Raw genomic sequence first — 22,368 nt, 5'->3', positions numbered from 1 at the left:
GGTGATTATTCTCAAGCCTCAAAACACACAATTCAAGCCGGATTTTCTTTCGAACGCAGCATGAAAATGTTAAAATAGCGTGAATCGGACATCTTTGTCTTCACGGTAAAATGAAGGAGCAACGGGCACATATGAGCACAGTTTTTGAGTCGGCTATCAGCACATTTCTCGATAAGAACGGCGTCGGCACCGGCGCCGGAACGGCTACTGCCCGCGAATTTGTTCCGCTCGGCCTCAATGCCCAAAAGGTCGTCAGCAAACGCTACGCTCTCAAAGATGAACACGGCGAACCTCTCGAAACCTGGAACGACATCGTCCGCCGCGTGGTCGGCCATGTCTCGAAAGCCGAAACCGAGCCCTTCAAACAAAAACTCTTTTACAACGAGATGACCAACGTCATGCTCGCCCGCGAATTCATCCCAAACACGCCGTGCCTGGTTAACGCCGGAAAGCCTAAAGGCCAGCTTGCCGCGTGTTTCGTGCTCAATGTGCCCGACTCGATCGAGGGAATTATGGAGCACGCTCAGAATGTTGCGATCATACACCAGACCGGCGGCGGCACCGGAATGACCTACGAATTCCTACGCCCTGCCGGCTCGATGGTCAACTCGACCCGCGGCGTGGCTTCGGGGCCGGTCAGCTTCATGAACATCGTCAATCAGACGACCGAGGTTGTGAAGCAGGGCGGCGTTCGCCGCGGTGCAAATATGGGCATTCTGAGCGTTACGCATCCCGATATTCTCCAGATTTATCCACGCCAAGAACGACCAGACCAGCCTGACAAATTTCAACATCTCGGTCACCGTTACCGACATGTTCATGGACGCCGTCGACCGAGGAACGTGGTTCCAGACAGAGTTCAAGGGCGAACCCTGGCAGCAGCCGATCTACGATGCGGCGACTGGCCAGGAATACGTCGTTTACCGCCGCGCCGACGGCTCGACCGCTACATTTGCGGACAAGCTGGCGTTCGAAACCGCCGATCTCAGTGACTGCATAATCGAACCGCCGCCGCTGCCCGGGATGGTTTTCGCACCGGATATCTGGAACCGAATCATCGCCTCGGCCCACAAATACGCCGAGCCAGGCATCATCTTTATCGACGAGGTCAACCGCCACAATCACCTCATGAAATCGATGGGCCCGATCTATGCGTGCAATCCGTGCGGCGAACAGCAGCTTCATTTCAACAACTCGTGCAATTTAGGTTCGATCGACGTCGCAAAGTTTTTCAAAAAATCAGCTAGCGGCGAAGGCGTGGTCGATTGGGAACGCCTTTCAAATGTCACGCAGCTTTCGACACAATTTCTCGACAACGTTGTGGATGCCGGGTATTTCCCTTTGCCAGAGATCCGAGATGTCGTCGCCCGCACTCGTCCTGTTGGCCTTGGAATAATGGGCTTTGCCGACCTTTGCCTCAAAATGGGAGTGACGTACGGCAGCGATGACTCGATCGAACTGATGGAAAAGGTCATGGGCTTCGTCCGCCGCGAGGCCTGGCTGGCTTCGCTCAATCTTGGCAAAGAAAAAGGAGTTTTCCCCGAGTTCGAAGCGAATAAAACAGCGTATTCAAAGTTTATCTATGACGAGCTCGGCATTCCGCGTGACATTCCGTTAACCCCGCGAAACTACGAGGTCACGACCATCGCTCCGACCGGAACGATCTCGCTCGTGGCCGAAACTTCGTCTGGCATCGAACCGAATTTCTCGTGGGCTTACGTCCGTCAGGACACGCTTGGAACACGGACATACGTTCATTCCCCGGCCGCGGAAGCCCTCGGGATCACGGTGGATCAAACCGACGAAGAGTCGATAAAAGCAGCGGCTGAATACGTTGTCGAGCACGAAAGCGAGTTGCCGTCTCATTTTATCTCCGCAATGGCGATCAAATCGCTCGACCACGTCAGGGTCCTCGCGGCCGCTCAAAAGCACGTTGACAACGCGATCTCAAAGACATGTAACGGAGCAAAAGACGACTCGCTCGAATCCGTCGACGAATTGTATAAACTCGCCCGAACTCTCGGGTGTAAAGCGGTCAGCTACTATCGCGACGGCAGCCGCGAAGGGCAAGTGCTGAACGCAATGAAGACCGGAACGCAGGCTGCTAGCCTGCCGGTCGAAAATCAAGAGGCTTCGCAAGAGATCGCTGACATTTCAACGCATCAAAACACGCAGGCTGGCAGCCTGCGTTCCGACGGTCGGATCGAACGCCCCCGCGAGCTGCAGGGCTCAACCTGGCAGATCCCGTTCGAGCACCAAAATCTATATGTCACGGTGAACCATGACGGCACGGCGATCCGCGAGGTTTTCGTTGCCGGGCCGATCAGTCCTGGCGTTGGATTGCTGGCGTCGAAGATGCTCCGCGGCGGATTTAACGCCCGAGAAGTGGCTCACAGCCTGAACAAAGTGACCTCGACCCATGCAGTTTGGTTCAATGAACGGCTGCTCACTTCACCGGAACAAGCCGTTGCCGAATGCCTCTCGCTCATCGAACGCCGCCTTCAAGGAATGCCCGAATCCGAGCGTGCGATCAGTAAGGGCAAAGCGGTCGAGACCTCGAAACCGACGGGCCAGATGTCCAGCATGATCGGCACCTGCCCCGAATGCCGCGGCCAGCTTGAGCACGCCTCGGGCTGCGATTTCTGCCGTGACTGCGGCTACTCAAAATGCAAATGACCGGGTGGCGAGCATGCCCGTACAAATCCCGACAAGAAAATACGGGTGCTTTGGTAGAGTTCTTTGATCTGGGGATTTGAGCCAAAACCCGACTCTAGTAGAGGAAAATGCCGGATTGGTAGAGTACTTTTTCGGCCCTCTGGTGAAACTACGATACCGCCCATCACGCTTTCGCCTCACGTCGCTCACAAAAAGCATAACAGCGGCCATCACACTAGACATCATCTGCGGATCTTATCTTACCGTTGCGGACTATAAATTTTTACGTTGGGCGCGCAGGATGCTCGCCCACCATTCTATTCCAATCCGACAAAATCGAAATTCGCCAGATTTCCTGTAATGTCAAAGATCCTGGGTGCGAACCGGTATCGTTTTGACGCGATTCCTATGGTATAGCTGTTGCCGAGCGGAATATTGCTGAACTGGTAAACGCCGAACGAGCTTGTAGTTGCGTTTCGCTTGACGCCAAGTAGATCGGTCAGCACAACTACCGCATTTCGCAGCCCGAGGCCGGTCGGTGTTGTCACGCGGCCTGAAATACTAGCCGTTGGCACAACAACCGCATCGCCAAACACCGTAAACTGCACAAGCTGCGAAACCGAGAACCCATTCGCCGCTCCAGCATCGGTAATGTACCAGCGGCCAAAATAGGTTTTACCCGAAACAGACTGATCATTCGGTATCGCCACGCTGACCGAGGCCCAACCGTTTCCTGCTCCGGTATTTTGCGTGTTAACGGCAGTTCGGACCAACGAACCGGTCGCCGGGATCGAAGTTCCGACTCCGGGATCTGTTTCGCTGATCACCAATACTGCCTGTGAATTCCCCAACGCGCGCGAGACGGAAACCGTGAAACTTGGATTTCCGACCAATGGCGGCGAGATCGCGGTTATCTGCGGCGTGATCGCTCCCGAACCTGCACGTCCGCTTCCCGTTATTTGCGGAACGCGGTTAGATTCCGTAAACAACTTTGGCCGGTCGAATGGCGGGAGTTCATTTTTCACCCTCAGATCCGTGAGCGGACGTTTCATGAACGTCGCCAGATCGGCCTTTTCCTGCGGGCTCAGCCCAAGCTGGCGAATGATGCCGTTCTCAAAATTCGGAGCGTCCTGAAAGTCTCCGCCGCGATCGTAAAAATCCACCACTTCTTCCAAACTCGCGAATTTCCCGTTGTGCATGAACGGAGCATGAAGCTCGACGTTGCGCAGATTCGGCGTTTTAAATCGCCCGTCGTCATCGGTATTAGCTGAGATCGCCCCGCGGCCGCGGTCTTCGCCCGGTGGCCGGACGCCGATGTTGTGAAACTGCTGATTTGTCAGCAAAGGCCCGCCGTGACAGACGTTACAATTTACCTGCAGGAATGTTAAGAAGCCGTTCTCCTCTGCCTGGGTCAGAGCACCCTCGATCTGGGAGTTGTACTTGTCAAACGGCGTTCGGTCCGAGAACAGTGTCCGCTCATGCGTGGCGATCGCCATCGAGATCCGCGCCGGTGTTACGTCAGGCGTGCCGAATGCCTCCTGAAACAGCTCGGGATACGATCTGCCGCCGATCCATGTTGCGAGTCCCGACGGAATGTCTGTCGCCAGAACGAGCGGCCTCGATGTCTGAACGCGGGCGGCGATGTCATTCCAATTCCTGCCGTTATGAGCCATCTCAGCGGACGAAGCCGGCGGTCCGGCGGACTGGCTTTCGAGGGCAGCACGCGATGGCAGCAGAATGTTGTTCGTCAACTGATCGCGGAACGCATCAGTCGCCCGCCCATCCCAAAACAGGCCGTTTCGTGCATATCCGGCATTCAGATAGGTCGGGGATTTCCGCCCTGTGACCTGATCCTTGAAACCATAGGTCTGATCCCAAACAAAGGTTCCGTTCGCTTGATTTTGAGGAACGCCGGGCGAGCCGAAAACGTCATCGGCTGTGCCGAACATCTGATCGAATCCCGGATTTCTCGAACCCGAAAAATTTGCTCCCGTTCGTGGGTCAGAACCTCCGGCCGCCGGACGATGGCATGTTCCGCAGGAAACCGTTCTCGTCGACGAAAGCTGTTCATCCCAAAACAAGGTCTTGCCGAGATAGGCTTTGGCGGCCGTCACATCGTTGCCAGTCGGTGCGGCTGGTGGATTGAGCGGGGTAAATAAGGCGTTGTTATCGACAAATCCAACGGCTTGGAGACCTTGATCGGGCGAACTGAGACTGCTCAGCATTGCTCCGTTCTCGGCCCTGACCCAATAGAAATATGCTTGCGAAGCCTGGGTCGTCGTATCGAAGAAGTAATTCGCAGCGGTCGTGCCGACATCGGTTGCGGTGGCGGAATTATTCGTCGTGTTCCGAAAGATCCGATAGAGAGTTGCTCCGCGTATCGTATCCCAATTGACCCCGATCTTGTTCGCATAATCGCCGTCCGAAGCCGTCACGCGGGTCGGAGCCGCGATCGTGTCATCCACGCTTCGCCCGGCCACATGCGTACCCGCGTCGATCAAATAAAACGCCGATGCGGCGGCCGCAAACAAAACGACCACCACTGATTTGATGAAACTAATACCACCCATTACCTTGTACTTTCCTTTGTAGTTCAAGTTTTTATCGTATCACTACCGGCGTTTATTTTCGAAGCAGGCACGCTTGGTCCTCTCTTTCGGCTTTCGACAATTTCCTGTAAAATCGGGAGTCATGAAACTGTTAAATCAGATGGTCCTGTCGGCGGCGATATTCGGAACTTCGTTCATCGCTCTGTCCGGTAACAACGCGGTCTCGGCTGATTCGCTCCCCACACCGAGCCCGACGCCGGCAACACGTCCGCGAACCACGCCGACCCCACTGGCCACGCGACCGACAACTCCGACGGCGAGCCCGACGGCAATTCCCGCCCCCGCGGCAAAGCCGATGCAAACCATCGAGGAACTCCAATCAACGATTCGCCAGCGGTTGTTCGATCCGGCAGTTCGCCGTGGTCGTGTTGGAGTGAAAGTAGTTTCGCTCAGTAGCGGTAAGGTCGTCTTCGAACAGGATTCCGAAAAATACTTCATGCCGGCGTCGAATATGAAGAATTTTACCGTGGCCGCGGCGATGGAAAAACTTGGGCCTGATTTCAAATTCGTGACCAGCGTTTACGCCAATTCCCTGCCGGACTCAAGCGGCACGATCAAGGGCGATCTCCGGATCTTCGGCCGTGGCGACATCTCGATCTCGACCGCGTTTTTTGGTACATCGCCGTCCGATCCGGACACATATTACAAAGGAATCGACCGGCTCGTTGACCGTATCGCCGCCGCAGGGATCAAAAAGATCGAGGGCAGCATCGTCGGCGACGAGAGCTATTTCAAAGGTTTTTATATTCCCGGCGGTTGGGAATGGGATGATCTGCAGGCGTATTACGGAGCTGAGGTTTCGGCTCTACCGATCAACGACAACGCCGTCGACATAAATGTTTCTCCTGGAACGACCGGCAGCCCGTGCAATGTCACAATATCGCCGGCAAACAAGATCTTTCAGGTCGTGAACACCTGTACCACTGGCGGTCCGAGTTCCACGCGCACTCTTTCGGTTGTCAAAAAACTAGATCGAAACATCGTCGAAGTTTCAGGTTCCATGCCCGCCGGCAAACCGGCTTATGTCAATTCCATAGCGGTCACGCGGCCTGCGGAATTGTTTGTCGCTTTGCTTAAACGCCGTCTGGAAGCAACCGGGATCGTCGTGACCGGAGATTCGCGGCTTCTGCCGCCGAACGCTAAACCGACCCAGAATATCGAGGTTGCCAAACTCGAATCGCCGCCATTCGCCCAGATCGCCGCCAAGACAATGAAGCCGAGCCAGAATATGTTTACCGAAACCATCCTCTGGACGCTTGGCGTCGAGGGATTCCGCAAAGATCGGGGTCAGATTCCAACCGTTTCAGACGGAACCAATGCTTTCCCAGTTACGGAGGACAGTTCCGTTTTAGGCCTCAACCAGGTCAAAGCATTTCTCAAAAAGATCGACGGCATGGCTGAGGACGGCATCATTCAATCCGATGGATCGGGGCTTTCAAGACATGACCTGATAACGCCTGCCGCAGTTGTGACTTTGTACAGGTACATGGCTTTTACGCAAAATGCACAAGCTTGGCGTGAGAGCCTTACTATTGCGGGGGTTGATGGCACCTTGGCTAACCGTTTGAAGGGAACGGCGGCAGAGGCTAACTTTCGCGGGAAGACCGGGACGATCGATCAGGTCTCGGCTCTATCGGGCTATATGACAACCGCTGCGGGAGAACAGCTGGTCGTCTCGATCATTGTAAATAATGTAGGCGGGCCAACCCGAACCCGCACCTCGCTCGCCGACGATATCGTCACGGCGTTAGCGAATTTTAATGGAAAAGTTGACTAGTTGCAGAGTTAGAAGAATGGCTTTGTTCTTAACTCAGTCAACTCTCCAAACTCCGCAACTCACTAAACTAGTTCTACCACCGGCTGTCGCCGCCATAACCGCCTTGGTTTCCGCCGCGGTCGCCTCGGTCACGGCCACCACCGCCGCCATATCCGCCGCGATCACGGCCACCACCGCCATAGCCTCCGCCGCCGCCATAACCGCCGCCACCGCCGCTTCCGCGATATCCGCCGCCGCCGCTGCGCTCTTCGCGTGGCCGGGCTTCGTTGACGACCAGGTTGCGGCCGTCGTAATCGCTGCCGTTAAATTGTGCGATGGCCGCCGTCGCGTCATCGTCCGAAGACATCTCAACAAACCCAAATCCTCGCGAACGCCCCGTTTCGCGGTCCATCACCACATTTGCCGAATCGACCGAACCGGCGGTTGCAAAATGTTCATGCAGATCTTCGCTCGTCACGCGAAAAGACAAGTTACCGACGTATAATTTAGTTCCCATTTCTCCTGTTCCCGAAAATATGTAGAAGCAAAAAGGCAGGCAAACCGGAGGATCCAACTGTGAATTTTCCGTAATATAGCGACGCGTCCCACACCAAAAAATATTACTGCTTCTAAAACCCAAAAACCTACTCTCAGGACCGAACCGAAAAGCGCCGCATTAAGTAACCGGACGGGAAATATCACCGAGATATCAACGAGAGCTAAAAAACTAGTCGGAATTATGCCCGTTTTCAAAAATTTATTCAAGAGTTTTTTCGCTGCGTCCCTGGGCCGCGTGCAGGGCGTTCGAATGTTTCGCTCACACCTCCGAGGCACAGGTCTGCGCATACGCAAGGGTGAAACGCTAACCGCAGCGGTTTTCGCCCTTGCTTACGCGCGGTCTTGTGCCTATAACCGACATCTCGACCATCAAAAACCCATTGACCTCAGCCTCAAATTCCAATAAACTCTCAGACGTACTCGTTGTTCCAGCAGTTCTCTCGTTTTCAGCCGTTCCGACAGGAGGCCAATGATGCGATGCAAATCTGCCATTTTCGTTTTCACTCTCGGCATTCTCTCTTTTTCCCTTGCAATGATTCCAGTAGGTCGTACAGCCAAGGCGGCCAACCTCGCTTCGACAGTTTCTGTCGGGCCTAGTCCTGAGGGAGCTGAGGGCAACATCGGCACCACCAATTTCATCTTCAGGCTCGACCGGACAGGTGATCTCTCGGGCCAGTGTACCGTCTTTTTCGAAACACGCGACGGAACGGCCTTCGCTCCAGAGGACTACACCACCCTCAGCAGTTCAGCGTTCTTTTCGGCTAACCAGAATTTTTTCAATATTCCAGTTAGTGTGACTGGCGAACTTTACGCGGAAGGTGATGAAACCTTTTTCTTCCACATCACGGGTGCCGACGGCTGCAGCATTGGCAATGACACTGGCACTGCCGTGATCTACAATGACGAAACCCCTCCGCCGCCGGGCTTCTTTTTTATCGGTGTCGAAGGCGACATCGGCGGCGGCGTTCCCGATGCGGCTCTCCGGGTAAATGACCTCGTCATTATGCGACGCTTTGCGCTCGGGATCGACGCTCCGCCCAATGGATGGTATTTTCAAAAAGCGGACATAAACGGCGACTGCGGCGACGGACAGATCAATTCTGCGGACGTGGTGGTATTACGCCAATGGATCCTGCTCGGCACCGCCCGCCGCAACAACTGCGGTCCGTTCCAACCGCAATAGCGAGCTTTGGGCTTTATCTAAAATGAACAGAAATAGATCTTCCAACATTCTGCTGACGATCTGGGCGATTCCGGTGTCGCTCAATCGACGATCAATATAAGGCTCAACGGCGCCGCTGCAACCAAACCATTGAATATTATGAACAGCTCGCCGCACGCGGTGATCTTGGCGGCAGTGAGCTTTGGTCGATCGTTGTATTTTCAGCTTGCTTAAAGAAACATTTGTATGATATTTTGTAACTGTCGCACGATTCTTGGACAAAGTACCGTCACACGGCAGATCTTTGACCGGCCATCGTCGATACTAGTAACTAAACAACTTAAACGGGAAGCCTCTTATGCACAAATTGATATATTATACACACAACAATATGTCTTTCCGGTCTTGCGCAAGTCCCGTACTCACGACCCCATATCCGCTAAAAACGGTCAAATTTTCAACACATAATACACACAAGAGATATGAATACCACGAAACATACGTTGGACTTTACCGCGCGGCCCAAGCTCCGCCTGTCTGAGGTTGCACGCCTCATTCGCATCAACCGCATAATTATTCCGCCGCTCTCACGCCGCAAACTCGTCGCCATGTGCGAAGACGGCACCCTGGAACACGCACCACGCCAAACCAGCCGTGATCATTACCTTATTTACGAAGACTCGTTCCTGAAATGGATCCGCGAGATGGACGGAGAATAGTAGATCACGGCTATCGGTATCGTTTGGAATTCTGATTAAAGTCGATTCGTCAGGCCCGGACGCAACGAGAAAGTACTATCGGTAGAATAGTTCAATTCTTAGCAAAATTGGCAGAAAAAAAGGCGGCTTTAATTGGCCGCCTTTTCGGATTGTTATCGTAATGATCGCCTATTCCAGGCCGACCAGGTTCACGTCGCTGAGGTTTTCCGTGAGGTTGACCGTTCGCGTTGCGAATCTGTATCGTTTGCTGGTGACTGTCAGCAGATAGTCGCGGCCTGTTTCGAGGCCTTCGAACTGGTAGGCTCCGAATGAGCTGGTTACCGTTGTTCGCCGGGTGCCTGCCGTGTCGATGATCGTGACCGTCGCGTTTCTCAGGCCCTGTCCGGCTGCGGTTGTTACTCTGCCGGAGATCGTGGCTCCGTCAAGCAGTGTGCCGCCGGTGAATGAGACCAGCCCGTCCGTCCAGTACAGCATCGGCAGCGGGTTGTTCTCCGCGTTTCTCACGTCCCTTTGAGTTGGGAAGTCGCCGAATCTGATCTGGGCACTCGTCGCCGGGCTTTGGAAGGTCGGGAAGGTGATCTTCACGAGTTCTCTCTGTTCCGGCTGGCAGTGCCGCCGTCGGAGTGATCGTGATGCCGACCTTGCCTTGCAGCGAGTTGTTGACGGCCAGGGTGCAGTTCACTGCTCCCGTGCCGCATGTCACCGTCGGGATGCCCAGTGCCGTTACCGGATATTCCACCGTAAAGGCCACCTTCGTCTCGACACCCGTCGTTGTCATCAGCACCGGAACGGTCACAGGCTGTCCCTGCGTTGCTATCTGGCTCACCACCCTCGCCGTTCTCGGTATCGCGTTCGGGCCCGGTACATCGTAGGCGATGAAGTCCCCGCCCGTGATATTGCCGGCCACGTTGGTGTACGTTCTGCTTGTCGCCTCAAACGCCTTGCCGAGGCCGCTTGGGGTGATGGTATAGCTGCCGCCTGTCTGCGTTACTCCGAATGAGTAGTTGCCGTTTGCGTCAGTGGTGGTCGTTGTGGCCTGCTGCGTTGCGGTGTTCAGCAGTGTCATTGTTACGCCCGCGAGGTTCACGTTCGTGCCGAAGGCGATGAACTGCTTGACGTTGCCCGTCAGGCCGATCACCACATTGTGCTGGACTGCCTGTGACGTGCTCGCTCCAAAGTTCGCATCGCCGGCGTAGGTCGCCGTGATGGTCTTCGGACCGAGTGTCGAGGCCAGGCTGCATGTGCCGGCCGCGACCGCTGCCGTACAGGTGTTGCCCGTACCGTCGCTCACTGTCACATTACCCGTCGGGGTTCCCGCTCCCGGGGCGACCGGACTCGTTGTCCAGTTGACCGGGTAGTTCTGTCCGACCACTGTCGAGTTTCCGAGGGCCGAGGCGTTCGTGATCGTGGTCGTCGTTGCCGCCTGCGTCACCGTCAGGGTTGCCGGTACGAAGGTGAAGCCGTAGTTCGGGGCTGCTAAGGTTCCCTGTGCCGCTGTGATCGGGTATGCTCCCGGAGCCGATGTGCTGGTTGCCGTCGTTGTGATCGTCGGGGTTCCCGTCACACCGCTTGTCGCCAGCGTCTCTCCGTTCTGGAAGCCGGTGATCTGGAATGTCAGGGCCGGGTTAGCGGCTCCAAACACTCTCGTCTGGTCATTCGCCGTCACCGTCAGTTGGGATTGGGTGATCGTCAGTGTGCCGTTCGTGAATGTTGTGAAGGCGTAGTTCCCTGATTGAAGCGTGCCCAGGGCTGCCGTGATGGCATACGGGCTGCCCGCGACCGGGCTCGATGGCGTCGCCGTCGTTGACAGCAGCGGGCTTCCGGTCACATCGCTTGTTCCAAGGTTCTGACCGAGGACAAAGCCCGTGAAGGTTGCCGTCAGCGTGGGGTTAGCGGCTCCGTAGGCTCTTGTCTTGTTATCCGCCGTTACCGTCAGGCCTTTCTTGTTGACCGTCACGTTGCCGCCGATGTAGTTGAAGCTGTAGTTGTTCGACACTGCTCCCGTACACGTTGCCGGATACTGCGAGCCTGAGACCGGCGAGCCCTGGACATAGGTCGTCGAGCACGTCGGCTGGGTTGTCAGGTTGGCCGTCGTTTCACCAAGCACGAAGCCCGTGATCGCTGCCGTGATCGCCGGTGCCGCATCGCCGTATGTGACCGTTGCTGACGAAGCCGCGACATTCAGCGGTGCCTTGCCGATCGTCTGGGTCGTCGAGCCGTTGCTTCCGATGTAGTTACCATTGCTCGGCGAGAACACGGCCTGAATGACCTTACCAACTCCGGCCGGAAGCTGGTTCGTCGTACAGACCGCCGAGCCCAGTGCCGTCACTGCCACATTCTGACAGCCCGCAATAGGATTGCCTCCGTCATTGAAGTTAACCGTCCCCTGCGGCGTTCCCGCTCCCGGGGCCACCGCCGTTATCGTCGCCGTCGCCGTCAATGTCGAACCATAATTCGGTGCATTGATCAACGTCTGCACCGTCGTCGCGGTGCTGGCCTGGTTAACGACCTGCGGATTGCCGGTAAGCGTAGCTCCGGAATTCGCGAAGCCAGCGTGATTGCTGACGTAGTTCGCCGTGATCGGATGGTTGCCGAGGGCGAGCGTGTTGAGAGAGATCACCGCCGTTCCACCCAGAACCGGAGCACTTCCTATCATCGATCCGTTATCGAAGAATTGAACCGTTCCCGTCGGCACGCCGACTACCGGAGTTGTCACCACTGTGGCCGTAAACGTGACCGATTGGCCGAACTTTGAAGGGTTCGCTGAGGAGGTTAAAGAAGTACTGGTAGCAAAGACCGGAGGTGATTCAATACTCACGTAGGAGACCGGTGCCCGATTCGTAAACGTGAAGCCACCTGCTCCGGTGCCTGCCGGAGTGAAAACGAGTCCGGTCGTTCCGGTAAAGTTTACGATCAATCCATCGCCCGGCAGGATCGGAGCAACTGGACTGCCGCCGTCGACGTTGATCGGGATCGTGGGCAGAGGTGCCGCGTTGATAGTATCACTGCTTGCGTCAGCCGTGACGGAGACCGCCTCGATGCCGGAGGTGGCGATCGGGCCAGCGAGGAAATTACGATAGGTGGTCGTTACACCATTGATCGTGGCGACTAGAAATCCAGAACCGTCTAGTGAGATTGAGATCGTATCAGCTGCCGCGGTACCAGGTACTACTATCTGGTCGTTGAGCGAGACTCCCCCACCACCACCGACGTTGTCAGTGCCGCCATTGCCGATGAACGTATCGTCTCCGGCACCGCCGTCAAAGGTATCGTCGTCCCCGCCGCCGATGAGCGAATCGTTGCCGTCGTTGCCATTCAGGGCGAGCGTTCCGGGGCCGGCGACCGTTGCACCTGCGTTGATGGTGTCGTCGTTCTCGTTGCCGTTCAGGCTTAATGCGTACGATCCTGATCGAGCGAGAACGGTAATGATATCGTTGCCTTCGTTACCGTTGATATTGAACGTGGTCAGAGCTGCGGGAACGTTAGAGTAGTTTACGGTTACGTTGTCCGCAGCATCGCCGCCGGCAACACCGTCACCGCCATTTACGATGACATTTGTCTTATTATCAAAATCGATCGGTTCGAACGAATCGACCGCCACTCGCAGGCGAGGTGCGACACCACCATTCGTAACAGAGATCGTATTAGCAGCGTCGGTCGAATTTACGGTGAAGTTCGCCGAGGCGACCGTATCGACGATCGGTGCGAGGCCTGTGAACCGGATATCCACTGGATTCGGCCCAGTGAATCTAACTAATCCGTCGCCGTTATTGCCCGGACCAACCCCGATCGGCGGCATCGTCGTGCCGACGAAATAGGTCTCATTAAAGCCAGGCCCGCCGCCGCCGAGCAGGTTCATATTGTCCCCTGGCTGGCCGCCGCCGTTGAAATCAATGCCGTTAACTGGCGCAAACAGCCCGCCCACCGGATTATTGATCGTGAACGTATCGTTACCGCCCGTTCCGTTAAAGGTAAAGCTGGTATTCATAGAAAATGGAACCGGAGCACCGCCGTTGAGCACATAGCTGCCCGCATCGGGACCGGTCGCGGTTACTACCAGAGTATCGTCACCATTTGTCCCGGCAACGACGAGAGCCGGTACCGGCGGCGGTGGCGGCCCCGTGGTGCTTGCTGTCAGATTAAAGGTTCCGGTGTTCGTGCTAAACCCGGTGACCAACACACGATAGGTCGTGCCCAAAGTTGTCGGGAAACTCACCGACGATTGCAGTCCGCAAAAATCGTCATTCCCAACAGCACAAACAAGGGAACCGCAAGTGCCCGTGTAAACTCCGATCTTGGTGTCAAAGCTGGCTCCACACGTACTTAACGTGGCCGTACCGCCATCGCCCGTATAGGTGTACCAAACGCCCCCGGCCGTGCCAAAGGTAGTCGTACACGTGGGAACTGTGTCAATAGTCGAGCCGACTGTTGTGCCTGCCGTCACTGATGGTGCCATGATCGGTATTGCATTGGCACAAAGATCGTTCGCCGGAGCTGCTACTGAGCAACTCGTGCATTGAACAGTCGTCGTGTGACAACTGCCGTCGGTGCCGCAGGAGGCATTAGTGTTTACATGCAGGTAGAGCGTTCCAGTAAACGTATTCGTAAATGATAGAGGCGAAGGGCCATCGGCTAGAACCGGACCGCCAGGCGTACCGCTATGAACTGTGAGATAGTTACCCGCGCCTCCGCTACCCGTAAAGGTTAGATTTTGCCCGGCCGTCGCTCCAGTTATCGTGTTATATTCCCCGGCAAACACACAAGTAGTTATCGACTGTACGACTCCGGTTGTATTGAGGGCGACTGTTGCGAACGCCGATCCGTTTGTGCAGGGAGCGAAGAAAGCGACTGAAGCAAAGGAGTTTGATCGACTAACTTCGGTGCTCAACATTTCGGGAACCGAAAGGGCCGAGATCTGCGAACGGTTACTTAGGTCAACCGTCTTATTTCTCTGAATGGCCGGAGCTGGAACCGGATCAAGTGCTGATACGTACACAACTCCTTCTGCCATTATTGGCCGAGAGACAACCCCAAACCCGCCAAGCAATGAAACCGAAACGGCAACCAGAATTGCCAACCGATAGATACCTAAACCAAATAGTCGCACGCCACTTCTCATAACGATCAAGTTCTCCTAAAAACTCCAAATTCGAAAAGGTTTGTCCGCGCCCCTTTTTGGGTAGGCGTATTGCCATTAGCCCGAACAAATTCCCGATAATAAATGTAAATCTGTGTGCCGAGAAGCTTACGCCTGTTCGCGGAATTTGTCAATGCGGGAACAATGTTCTGTAACTAGCACATCATATGTCCGGTTGTGGTAGCAGATGAGATGTCCGCGTTTAGGGCGAGGGGGAAAAGATCGTAGCAGGAGATATGGAAACTGCTATGAGAAAATACGCCGTAGATTTGTGGGAGCGAGCAATAAAGTGAGAAGAGATCATTTTGAGGGCGTATGCGGGGAAGATGAGTTGGATACAAGCGGCAGAGGTTCGAGGGATGATCTGTCGGCATTTGCGGCGGGTTCGGGATAAGTATGAGCAGTGGTTAAACTAATTGTTAAAACACAAAAGCCTGTCAGTTGTTGACAGGCTAAGTTATTGATTTTAATGGAGCCGCCCATCGGAGTCGAACCGACGACCTTTCGATTACGAATCGAATGCTCTACCAACTGAGCTAGGGCGGCATGAATTGTTTGAGGCCGGACGGATCCGGTGTGGCGAAAAGGCTTAATTGACGCCTGTTTTCGGTAAAAGCCGAAATTTTGAATATACGTTCCCGTCTAGCATCTGTCAAGTTTTCCGATATCGCGGTAGTTGGTTCGTAGTGCGCTGCCGCATACGCCGCTTGATCGATGTGAAAGGTCGGCAGAGGTTTTATCTGCGGGAATTTAGTAGTAACATTTGGCGTGATATCGTAAACATACGTTGCAGGATCCGAAATATGAACAACGAATTTATTTTGCGGCTGAATCGAGCTTTTGATCATGCTTCAATGGCTGATGTAGCTAGAAGATTAGGAATTCCGCACGCCACCGTGCGCAATTATTACCAAGGCCGGATGCCGGCTCCGGAAGTGCTGATTAAGATCGCGAACGAAACGAATGTATCGCTCAATTGGCTACTGATCGGCACGGGCGACATGTATGCGGGACAAACGCCGAAGATCGGGCTTGGACGATTTATCGAGGACCGTATCGGTGAGTTCATAGATGAAAAATTGGCCGCTCTCCGGTCCGATGGTGTTGTAAATCTCGGTTCGGTCGATGTCCGCGAGGAATTTGATGTCGAGGCGGCGCTTGAGCAGTTTGGCGATCCGCAGAGTGTAATGAACGAATGGTTCCGCTACGAGGGCCGCGAATGTCCGCAGGATTACGGTGTCGTGTTCTTTCGCGGGTGGGAGACGTTCTCGGTCCATGACAGAATCGCCGCGATCCGGGATGCAAAGCGTGTGCTCGACCGGTCGCTAGCCAGCAAATAGAGGCGTTATCTCTTACTTTGCGGCACACTTTGCGCCTTTGCGTCTTGGCGGGAAACCACGACTGCAACGGTACATTCCCCGCAAAGCCGCAAAGAAAAGACGCAAAGGCTAAACGAGAATTCTCAATTCTTGCATTTTCTGCTTGAGTTTTTGTATTATTTATGCAACACTTGATCAAAGTTGAGATACTCCCGTGCAATTCTTGATCGAAAAAATAACTAAACTAAGTTTTGGCTGGAACGAGCGGCCGTTGTCCGAGGCCGATCTTTATAGGCTGTGCCGACGGTTTTCTGTGGTCGTGCAGGAAATGCCGCTTGCGGTCGGCGGGTTTTATTACCGTGTGATGGATCGTGACTTCATCGCGGTTGACAGCAAACTGCCGCCGGTCAAAAAACTCGCCGTGCTCTATCACGAGCTCGGCCATTTTCTTTTTCACATGCCGGCATCGGGTACCACGGCAAATTTCCACGGTGTCGGCCGCCGGACCCGGCAGGAGATCGAGGCCGATGTTTTCGCCCTGTGTGCACTCATTCCTCGCGAATGGATTGTGACGCGCACGGCTTGCGACCTGATCGACCTCGAAGGCTTCCCGCCCGAAATGGTCGCCGAGCGTCTCAAGATCCTCGCCGATCACGGGTTTTAAGATTAGCCGGAACCCGCAGAAATATGTGATATGATACGCTCGTCACATTTTCGATCACAGAATTCAGGAGACCATCCCATGGGACTTCGACAGACCTTCAAATTCGTTTCGCTCCTCATGCTTCTCTGCTCGTTCGCCCTCGCCCAGACACAGCCAACCGATAGCGACGCGGACAAAGCCAAGAAGAATAAAGAACAGGACGAGCGCGTCGTTCAATTGCTCGACCAGGCGATCGGCGAGGCGGTGAGCCTACGGCTTCCGCAGAATCGGGCTGTCGTTTACGCAATGGCTGGCGATATGTATTGGAAATTCGACGAGAAGCGTGCGAGAGAGCTTTTCCGAAGTTCCGCCGGCGAGCTGGTGTCTTACAATCAAGAGGCAGAAAAAGAACGACGCGAAGTTACGGCTCAAAATATGCTGACCGACCTCTTTGAGGTTCGCAGCGATATCCGGGCAGAGATCTTACCACTCGTCGCAGCCCACGATGCCGAACTCGCTCTCGAACTTCTCGTGCAAACGCGTCCCGCAAAGCTCGCAGAAGCGATGGCGCGGGCTGCAATGCCGAATAAACCGACCAATGACCTACTAAATTTGGACCGCGTCAGAGTCGGGCAAGAGCTTGCACTCGAGCAGCAGTTTGCACTGCTTGCGGCCGATGAAAATCCTGACAAGGCGATCAAATTGATCAAGGATAGCCTGTCGAAAGGAATTTCCGCGTCCGTGCTGCCATTGCTCCAAAAGCTGAATAAGAAGGACGAGAAAAAAGCTACTGAACTGGCCGGCGAGGTCATTAAAAAACTCGTCGACGCGGACATGACAAAAGGTTTCGAGGACCTTCAGGTGGCGATGAGCTTTCTGCAGTTCGCCAGCAAACCGCCACCGGCTGCGAATGCCAAGGAAAAACAATTCGCCTTCACGGATGCTCAGATCAAGGACCTCGCTAACAAGCTCGCGGACGCTTTTTTGAACGGTCCCAAGACGCTTATTATGAACAGCCTTCTAACGAGTGCCTTATCTATGCTCGAGAAATTCGTTCACGGTAAGATCGCTCTGCTCAAACAGCGAAAGACCGAAAACGAAGCGAACATGCCGCAAGAATTTAAACAGAGTATGGAACTGCAAAAGCTTTTCGACCCGAGCGCGTCACCGGAAGATATCCTTGCTCAGCTACCAAAGCTCTCAAGCGATTTCGAAAAGTCGATGGCATATCAATCCTTATCCGGCAAAATCGGCGAGATCGAAGATGAGACGCGGGCGAAAAAGCTGATCGATCAGATCCCGGATGAGAAAACCAAGGCGAATCTGCTGGAACAGTTTGAGTCAACCAGGATCGCACGTACTGCGGCAGCCGGAAAGCTTGACGACGCGCGAAAGCTGATCGGTAATCTCTCAAATAAAAAGACTCAGATCGAAAGGCTTGTCGCTCTCGCAATGGACTTTCACCGGAAAGGCGGCGAAAAGGATATCGAAAACGCGAAAGCCCTGATGAAAGACGCACGAGCCCTCGCGCCCGAATATGCGGAGACTATCGAAGATATGAACGACGTCATGGAGGTAGTGAAAGGCTATGCCGTGATCGAACCGGATAGTGCGTTTCGAATGTTCGAGCCGATCATCGACCGGCTCAACGAACACGTTCAGGCTTCGGCAACGCTCGCACGATTCAACCCGAAAAGCACTAACTTTGCAAAAGGTGAACTCGTTCTGAGCGTAAACGGGCGTCGCACGGACACCCCGTTGTTCCAATATATCCCGCATATGCAGATGCTCGGCAAAGCCGACCTCGACCGGATGAACGTCGCTTCAAACCGATTTGCCCGCAGCGACGCGAAGGCGATCGTGAAACTTTACGTGTTGCAGGGGTTTCTGAGAGACGATAAGAAGCCGATCGAGAAAGCTCCTGGTCAGCCGCTAAATATTGTTTTTAATTGACTGGAGCCGCAAGCACTCCTGCTTGCCACGCCGCGTCTTTCGCGGTGCTAGGATGATGAGGGTTTTTTGGGTTGACTTCGACTCGGGCGCGTAAGCGGTCTTTCGACCGCTGGCAAGCAGGGATGCTTGCCGCTCCAGTCCGCCGCTCCAGTCGGCGTTTTTGTGGTATAATTCCCGCCGAGACTCGGTCGCAGGAGGCTTTTTGCTGTATGTATCTTCGTAAGATCGCTGCTTTTTCTTTGACGATGACGTTGCTGAGTTCGGTTGGATTTGGCCAGGCAGTTACTGCTCCAACTCCGGCTCCGCTCTCGGCGGAGGCCAAGGCCGAAAAGGCTAAGAAAGACAAGGAGATACAGGAGCAGATCGTCACGATGCTCGACCGGACTATCGCGGATATCGGAGCACTTAAGCTGCCGGGAAACAGAGCGGTCGTTTATGCTTTGGCGGGTGATATCTACTGGCGATACGATTCGAAGCGTGCCCGCGAATTATTCCGCTCGGGCTCGGGCGAACTTTTGAATTACCAGGCCGAGGCCGAACGGGAAAAGCTGGAAAACGTCGGCCAGGGAATGCCGGAGATGTTCGACGTCAGTGATCCTAGGTTCGATTTTCTGAATCTTGTTGGCGGCCGTGACCCTGAATTGGGGCTGGAACTCATGGCCCAAACGCGGCCGCCGGCGATCGCGGACGCGATGGCGAGGATTGCACAGCAATCTGCGGTGGCTGGAGCGGCGGCCGGAACTTCCGGAATCGGAACCGGTTCGGGGGCGGGAACACCGACAACGTTCGACGGCGACCGAATGCGTGCGACGCAGGAGATCGGCCTCGAACAGTCACTTACCATTAGAGCCGCCGCCACCGACCCTGAAAAAGCGGCGAAAGCGATCAAGGATTCCCTCGCGAAAGGCATCTCGTTCTCCGTCCAACCGCTGCTGCAGATCATTTTGCAAAAGGACGAAAAGCGAGCAATGGACCTCGCAGGCGACGTCGTCGGCAAACTAACGAGTGCCGATCTGCTCAAAAACTCCGACGACCTCAACGGAGCTCTCGCATATCTGCAATTCATGGCCCGGCCGCAGCAGCCGGCAAATCCGGGGAGCAAATTCAAGATCTTCTCATTCAGTGACGCGCAGGCTAAAGAGGTCGCGTATGCGATCGCCAGTGCATTGCTGAAGCCCTCGATACCTACATTTGCAACCGCAGCGATCGGGCGAGCAATGCCTTCGCTTGAGAAGCTCGTCCCCGATAAAGCGGCTCTTCTCAAGCAGAAAACGGCCAAACCAGCAAACGTGACAGTATCGGCCTCCGCACCAAAGCCGGCCCAGTCTGCCCGTAGCTGGGATCCGAACGACACGCCGGAGAAGATCATCGCCGCCGCGAATAAGATAACGAACGTCCGCGACAAAACCGCCGCTCTCCAATCCGCCGCGAACAAGATCGGTCAGATCGCGGACGAAGCACGAGCGAAAAAGATAATTGAGTCGATACCCGACGAAAAGATCCGGGCGATGGCCCAGGACAGATTTGACGCGAACCGCATCAACCGCATGACAGTCGAGGGCCGCCTCGATGAAGCTAAGGCTTCGGTTGCGACGCTGACAAACAAGCGAACCCAGATCCAGCGGCTCGTGTCTTTGGCTCTTCAATACCAGCGAAAGAATACGCCGAAAGACCTCGAAACCGCAGGAGGACTGATGACCGAGGCCAAAGCTCTCACCAATCAGTTCCCAGAGGACGAGGATGAACTCGCCGATTATATGGAACTCGTTCGCGGATATGCCGCGGTCGAACCTGACGTGGCATTTCGAATGATTGAGCCAATGATGGATCAGTTCAATGAGATGGTTCAGGCATCTGCCGTGCTCAGCCGGTACAATAAGCGCGACCGGACTTTCAAAAAGGGCGAGATGGTCATGCGTATCAACGGCGGCGGTTCGACTATGCTGGCGTTTCGATACATCCCGCAGATACAGCTTCTCGCACAAGCCGATCTCGATCGCATGAACACGCTAACCGACCGATTTCAGCGAACTGATGCCCGCACGCTGATGAGGCTTTATGTTCTGCAGGGATACCAGAGAGCTCCGATGAACGCCCGGCCGCCGGGAATGTAGCCAACCAAACAAATATGGACATCGATCAAAAATTCGACTGGCGGCGTTCCGACCGCCGTCTATTTCTTCTAGCCTCAGCCTTTTTTGCGATTGTCATTTTCGTTGGATTTGGACCGACCTATTATTTCAAACTCCTTTCCGGCAGCCTTCCGGCCGGTTCGATGCTGATCCATGCACACGGAACGGTAATGACCACTTGGGTCATTCTGTTCATCGCTCAAGTTTTCCTGATCCGCACAAAACAGGCAAAGGTTCACATGAATCTGGGCATGCTCGGGATAGCTCTCGCGATGTTGCTGGTTTTCATAGGTTTCTTCACCGCTGTAGCAGCTGCGAAGTACGGTTCGGCATCGACACCACCGGGAATTCCGCCCCTTGCATTTCTTATTGTTCCGCTGACTGACATTTTGGTATTTATCGGGCTTTTTGGAGCCGCGATCTATTATCGCAAGCGGCTCGCCGACCACAAACGACTGATGCTTCTGACCGTTCTCAACTTTCTCCCGCCAGCTATCGCCCGTATTCCGATCGAGCCTGTTCGAGCTTTGGGCCCTATCGTTTTTTTCGGCGTGCCGGTACTTCTTGCGATCGGGCTCGTCGCTTATGACGCGTGGCGAAATCGTAAGCTAAACCGTGTCTTCTTTATCGGATCGCTGATCCTGATCGCTTCATATCCGCTCAGGCTGGCGGTCTCAGGAACTGAAACTTGGATGGCATTCGCCGGCTGGCTTACAAGCTGGGCAGCGTGAGACTGCAAAACAGAAGGTTAAAAAAACGGGCTTGTAGGCCCGTTTTTTTTGCGTCGAAATTTGACCCGAATAATACCTGATACTTTTTCTCGCCGCTTTCCGCATTATCGAACAGCAGCCGTTGGAGCCAATTCTTCGGCGGCGATATCTATTGAAGGACCGGACTAAAAATATGGCTACAAATTTTGCGGATATAGCAGGTATCGATCTGGCGGCACGCCAATCGCAGCGTTCATTTGAACATCGCTTTTTCCTCGGCGTCGCGGCATTTTTTCCGCTGATGACCCTGATCGGGTTTCTGCCCAATCACATTTTTGACACGCCCCTCAAACCGCCGCCGATGACGGCCCTGGTCATCGCCCATGCGGTGACGATGTCGCTATGGATCGTGCTTTTTGCGGTACAGGCGTATCTCATCTCGGCAAAGCAGATCAAGCTCCACATGACGCTCGGAATGTTCGGCGTGGCACTCGCTGCGGTAATGATCGTGGTCGGAGTTTGGACAGGGTACGCGTCGGCTGCACGAGGATCCGGTTTCCCGGGCTTTACTAATCTTGAGTTTTTTATCGTGCCGATCGGCGATATGGTCGCATTCGCGATCCTCTTTGCGGCGGCGATCTACTATCGAAAGAACGCGGCGAACCACAAACGCCTGATGCTTGTCACGATGCTCAACTTCCTGCCGCCATCGACGGCTCGCTTGCCGCTCCCGTTCATTCCTGATCTCGGTGCGATCTGGCTCTTCGGAGTGCCAACTGTGATCGGCTTGATCCTACTGGCGGGCGACACCTACAGAACCGGCAAGCTGAACAAGGCCTTCGCCGGCGGCGTCTCACTCATGATCCTCTCCGGGCCGCTCCGCGTCGCGATCTGCCGAACCGAAACATGGAGCCACTTCGCTGCCTGGATCCTGAGCTAGTAGACCGCGAGGAGACTATTAATGAAAAGCCGCCTGGAAAAACAGTTTCCGGGCGGCTTTTTCCGTTGTCTGACG

General features: G+C 54.8%; 14 protein-coding genes and 1 tRNA gene. 10 read left to right on the top strand and 5 right to left on the bottom strand.

Annotated features, from left to right (window positions below):
* Window positions 1-131: 131 nt before the first annotated feature.
* Entirely contained in the window at window positions 132-992 is an 861-nt protein-coding gene (locus tag IPG22_13055; protein MBK6589214.1) for a hypothetical protein, read from the top strand.
* 1,980 nt (window positions 993-2,972) lie between these two features.
* Here IPG22_13055 and IPG22_13050 read toward each other — a convergent pair.
* Window positions 2,973-5,252 (bottom strand): hypothetical protein, encoded by a 2,280-nt coding sequence (locus IPG22_13050; protein ID MBK6589213.1) that lies wholly within the window; start codon window positions 5,250-5,252, stop codon window positions 2,973-2,975.
* A gap of 94 nt (window positions 5,253-5,346) precedes the next feature.
* Here IPG22_13050 and dacB point away from each other — a divergent pair, with 94 nt between their 5' ends.
* Complete coding sequence (gene dacB, locus IPG22_13045) at window positions 5,347-7,041, top strand: D-alanyl-D-alanine carboxypeptidase/D-alanyl-D-alanine-endopeptidase (GenBank protein MBK6589212.1); 1,695 nt, start codon at window positions 5,347-5,349, stop codon at window positions 7,039-7,041.
* 73 nt (window positions 7,042-7,114) lie between these two features.
* Here dacB and IPG22_13040 read toward each other — a convergent pair whose 3' ends face one another.
* Window positions 7,115-7,537 carry an RNA-binding protein gene (locus IPG22_13040; GenBank protein ID MBK6589211.1) on the bottom strand — a complete coding sequence of 141 codons (423 nt, stop codon included), beginning with the start codon at window positions 7,535-7,537 and terminating at the stop codon, window positions 7,115-7,117.
* 513 nt (window positions 7,538-8,050) lie between these two features.
* Here IPG22_13040 and IPG22_13035 point away from each other — a divergent pair.
* Both IPG22_13035 and IPG22_13030 read left to right on the top strand, forming a co-directional pair.
* Window positions 8,051-8,761, top strand: a complete 711-nt coding sequence (locus IPG22_13035) for a hypothetical protein (protein ID MBK6589210.1) — start codon at window positions 8,051-8,053, stop codon at window positions 8,759-8,761.
* A gap of 461 nt (window positions 8,762-9,222) precedes the next feature.
* Window positions 9,223-9,459, top strand: a complete 237-nt coding sequence (locus tag IPG22_13030; GenBank protein MBK6589209.1) for a hypothetical protein — start codon at window positions 9,223-9,225, stop codon at window positions 9,457-9,459.
* A gap of 168 nt (window positions 9,460-9,627) precedes the next feature.
* Here IPG22_13030 and IPG22_13025 read toward each other — a convergent pair whose 3' ends face one another.
* The 3 genes from IPG22_13025 to IPG22_13015 form a co-directional block, all read right to left on the bottom strand.
* Window positions 9,628-9,933 carry a carboxypeptidase regulatory-like domain-containing protein gene (locus IPG22_13025; protein MBK6589208.1) on the bottom strand — a complete coding sequence of 102 codons (306 nt, stop codon included), beginning with the start codon at window positions 9,931-9,933 and terminating at the stop codon, window positions 9,628-9,630.
* Window positions 9,881-14,578 carry an Ig-like domain repeat protein gene (locus tag IPG22_13020; GenBank protein MBK6589207.1) on the bottom strand — a complete coding sequence of 1,566 codons (4,698 nt, stop codon included), beginning with the start codon at window positions 14,576-14,578 and terminating at the stop codon, window positions 9,881-9,883. Before IPG22_13020 ends, IPG22_13025 begins: the two co-directional genes overlap by 53 nt.
* A gap of 488 nt (window positions 14,579-15,066) precedes the next feature.
* Window positions 15,067-15,142, bottom strand: a tRNA-Thr gene (locus IPG22_13015).
* Between the two features lie 257 nt (window positions 15,143-15,399).
* Here IPG22_13015 and IPG22_13010 point away from each other — a divergent pair.
* The 6 genes from IPG22_13010 (at window position 15,400) to IPG22_12985 (ending at window position 22,293) form a co-directional block, all read left to right on the top strand.
* Window positions 15,400-15,936: a helix-turn-helix domain-containing protein gene (locus IPG22_13010; GenBank protein ID MBK6589206.1), complete on the top strand. Its 537-nt coding sequence runs from the start codon at window positions 15,400-15,402 to the stop codon at window positions 15,934-15,936.
* 202 nt (window positions 15,937-16,138) lie between these two features.
* A complete protein-coding gene (locus IPG22_13005) occupies window positions 16,139-16,579 on the top strand; it encodes an ImmA/IrrE family metallo-endopeptidase (GenBank protein MBK6589205.1) in 441 nt (146 codons plus the stop codon).
* Between the two features lie 78 nt (window positions 16,580-16,657).
* On the top strand, window positions 16,658-18,511 hold the full coding sequence (locus tag IPG22_13000; GenBank protein ID MBK6589204.1) for a hypothetical protein: 1,854 nt from the start codon (window positions 16,658-16,660) through the stop codon (window positions 18,509-18,511).
* A 209-nt stretch (window positions 18,512-18,720) separates the two neighbouring features.
* Window positions 18,721-20,625 (top strand): hypothetical protein, encoded by a 1,905-nt coding sequence (locus tag IPG22_12995; GenBank protein ID MBK6589203.1) that lies wholly within the window; start codon window positions 18,721-18,723, stop codon window positions 20,623-20,625.
* A gap of 14 nt (window positions 20,626-20,639) precedes the next feature.
* Window positions 20,640-21,374 carry a hypothetical protein gene (locus IPG22_12990; GenBank protein ID MBK6589202.1) on the top strand — a complete coding sequence of 245 codons (735 nt, stop codon included), beginning with the start codon at window positions 20,640-20,642 and terminating at the stop codon, window positions 21,372-21,374.
* Window positions 21,375-21,546: 172 nt separating this feature from the next.
* Window positions 21,547-22,293 carry a hypothetical protein gene (locus IPG22_12985; protein ID MBK6589201.1) on the top strand — a complete coding sequence of 249 codons (747 nt, stop codon included), beginning with the start codon at window positions 21,547-21,549 and terminating at the stop codon, window positions 22,291-22,293.
* Window positions 22,294-22,368: the final 75 nt, after the last annotated feature.

The sequence above is a fragment of the Acidobacteriota bacterium genome (assembly GCA_016703965.1).
Taxonomy (GTDB): domain Bacteria; phylum Acidobacteriota; class Blastocatellia; order Pyrinomonadales; family Pyrinomonadaceae; genus OLB17.
This window is presented reverse-complemented; position numbering and strand designations above follow the sequence as displayed.

Bases quoted from the DNA above. Each gene is read 5' to 3' on its own strand.
- IPG22_13055 (MBK6589214.1), top strand. From the start codon at position 132: ATGAGCACAGTTTTTGAGTCGGCTATCAGCACATTTCTCGATAAGAAC.
- dacB (MBK6589212.1), top strand. From the start codon at position 5,347: ATGAAACTGTTAAATCAGATGGTCCTGTCGGCGGCGATATTCGGAACT.
- IPG22_13040 (MBK6589211.1), bottom strand. From the start codon at position 7,537: ATGGGAACTAAATTATACGTCGGTAACTTGTCTTTTCGCGTGACGAGC.
- IPG22_13035 (MBK6589210.1), top strand. From the start codon at position 8,051: ATGCGATGCAAATCTGCCATTTTCGTTTTCACTCTCGGCATTCTCTCT.
- IPG22_13030 (MBK6589209.1), top strand. From the start codon at position 9,223: ATGAATACCACGAAACATACGTTGGACTTTACCGCGCGGCCCAAGCTC.
- IPG22_13025 (MBK6589208.1), bottom strand. From the start codon at position 9,933: ATGCTGTACTGGACGGACGGGCTGGTCTCATTCACCGGCGGCACACTG.
- IPG22_13020 (MBK6589207.1), bottom strand. From the start codon at position 14,578: ATGAGAAGTGGCGTGCGACTATTTGGTTTAGGTATCTATCGGTTGGCA.
- IPG22_13010 (MBK6589206.1), top strand. From the start codon at position 15,400: ATGAACAACGAATTTATTTTGCGGCTGAATCGAGCTTTTGATCATGCT.
- IPG22_13000 (MBK6589204.1), top strand. From the start codon at position 16,658: ATGGGACTTCGACAGACCTTCAAATTCGTTTCGCTCCTCATGCTTCTC.
- IPG22_12995 (MBK6589203.1), top strand. From the start codon at position 18,721: ATGTATCTTCGTAAGATCGCTGCTTTTTCTTTGACGATGACGTTGCTG.
- IPG22_12990 (MBK6589202.1), top strand. From the start codon at position 20,640: ATGGACATCGATCAAAAATTCGACTGGCGGCGTTCCGACCGCCGTCTA.
- IPG22_12985 (MBK6589201.1), top strand. From the start codon at position 21,547: ATGGCTACAAATTTTGCGGATATAGCAGGTATCGATCTGGCGGCACGC.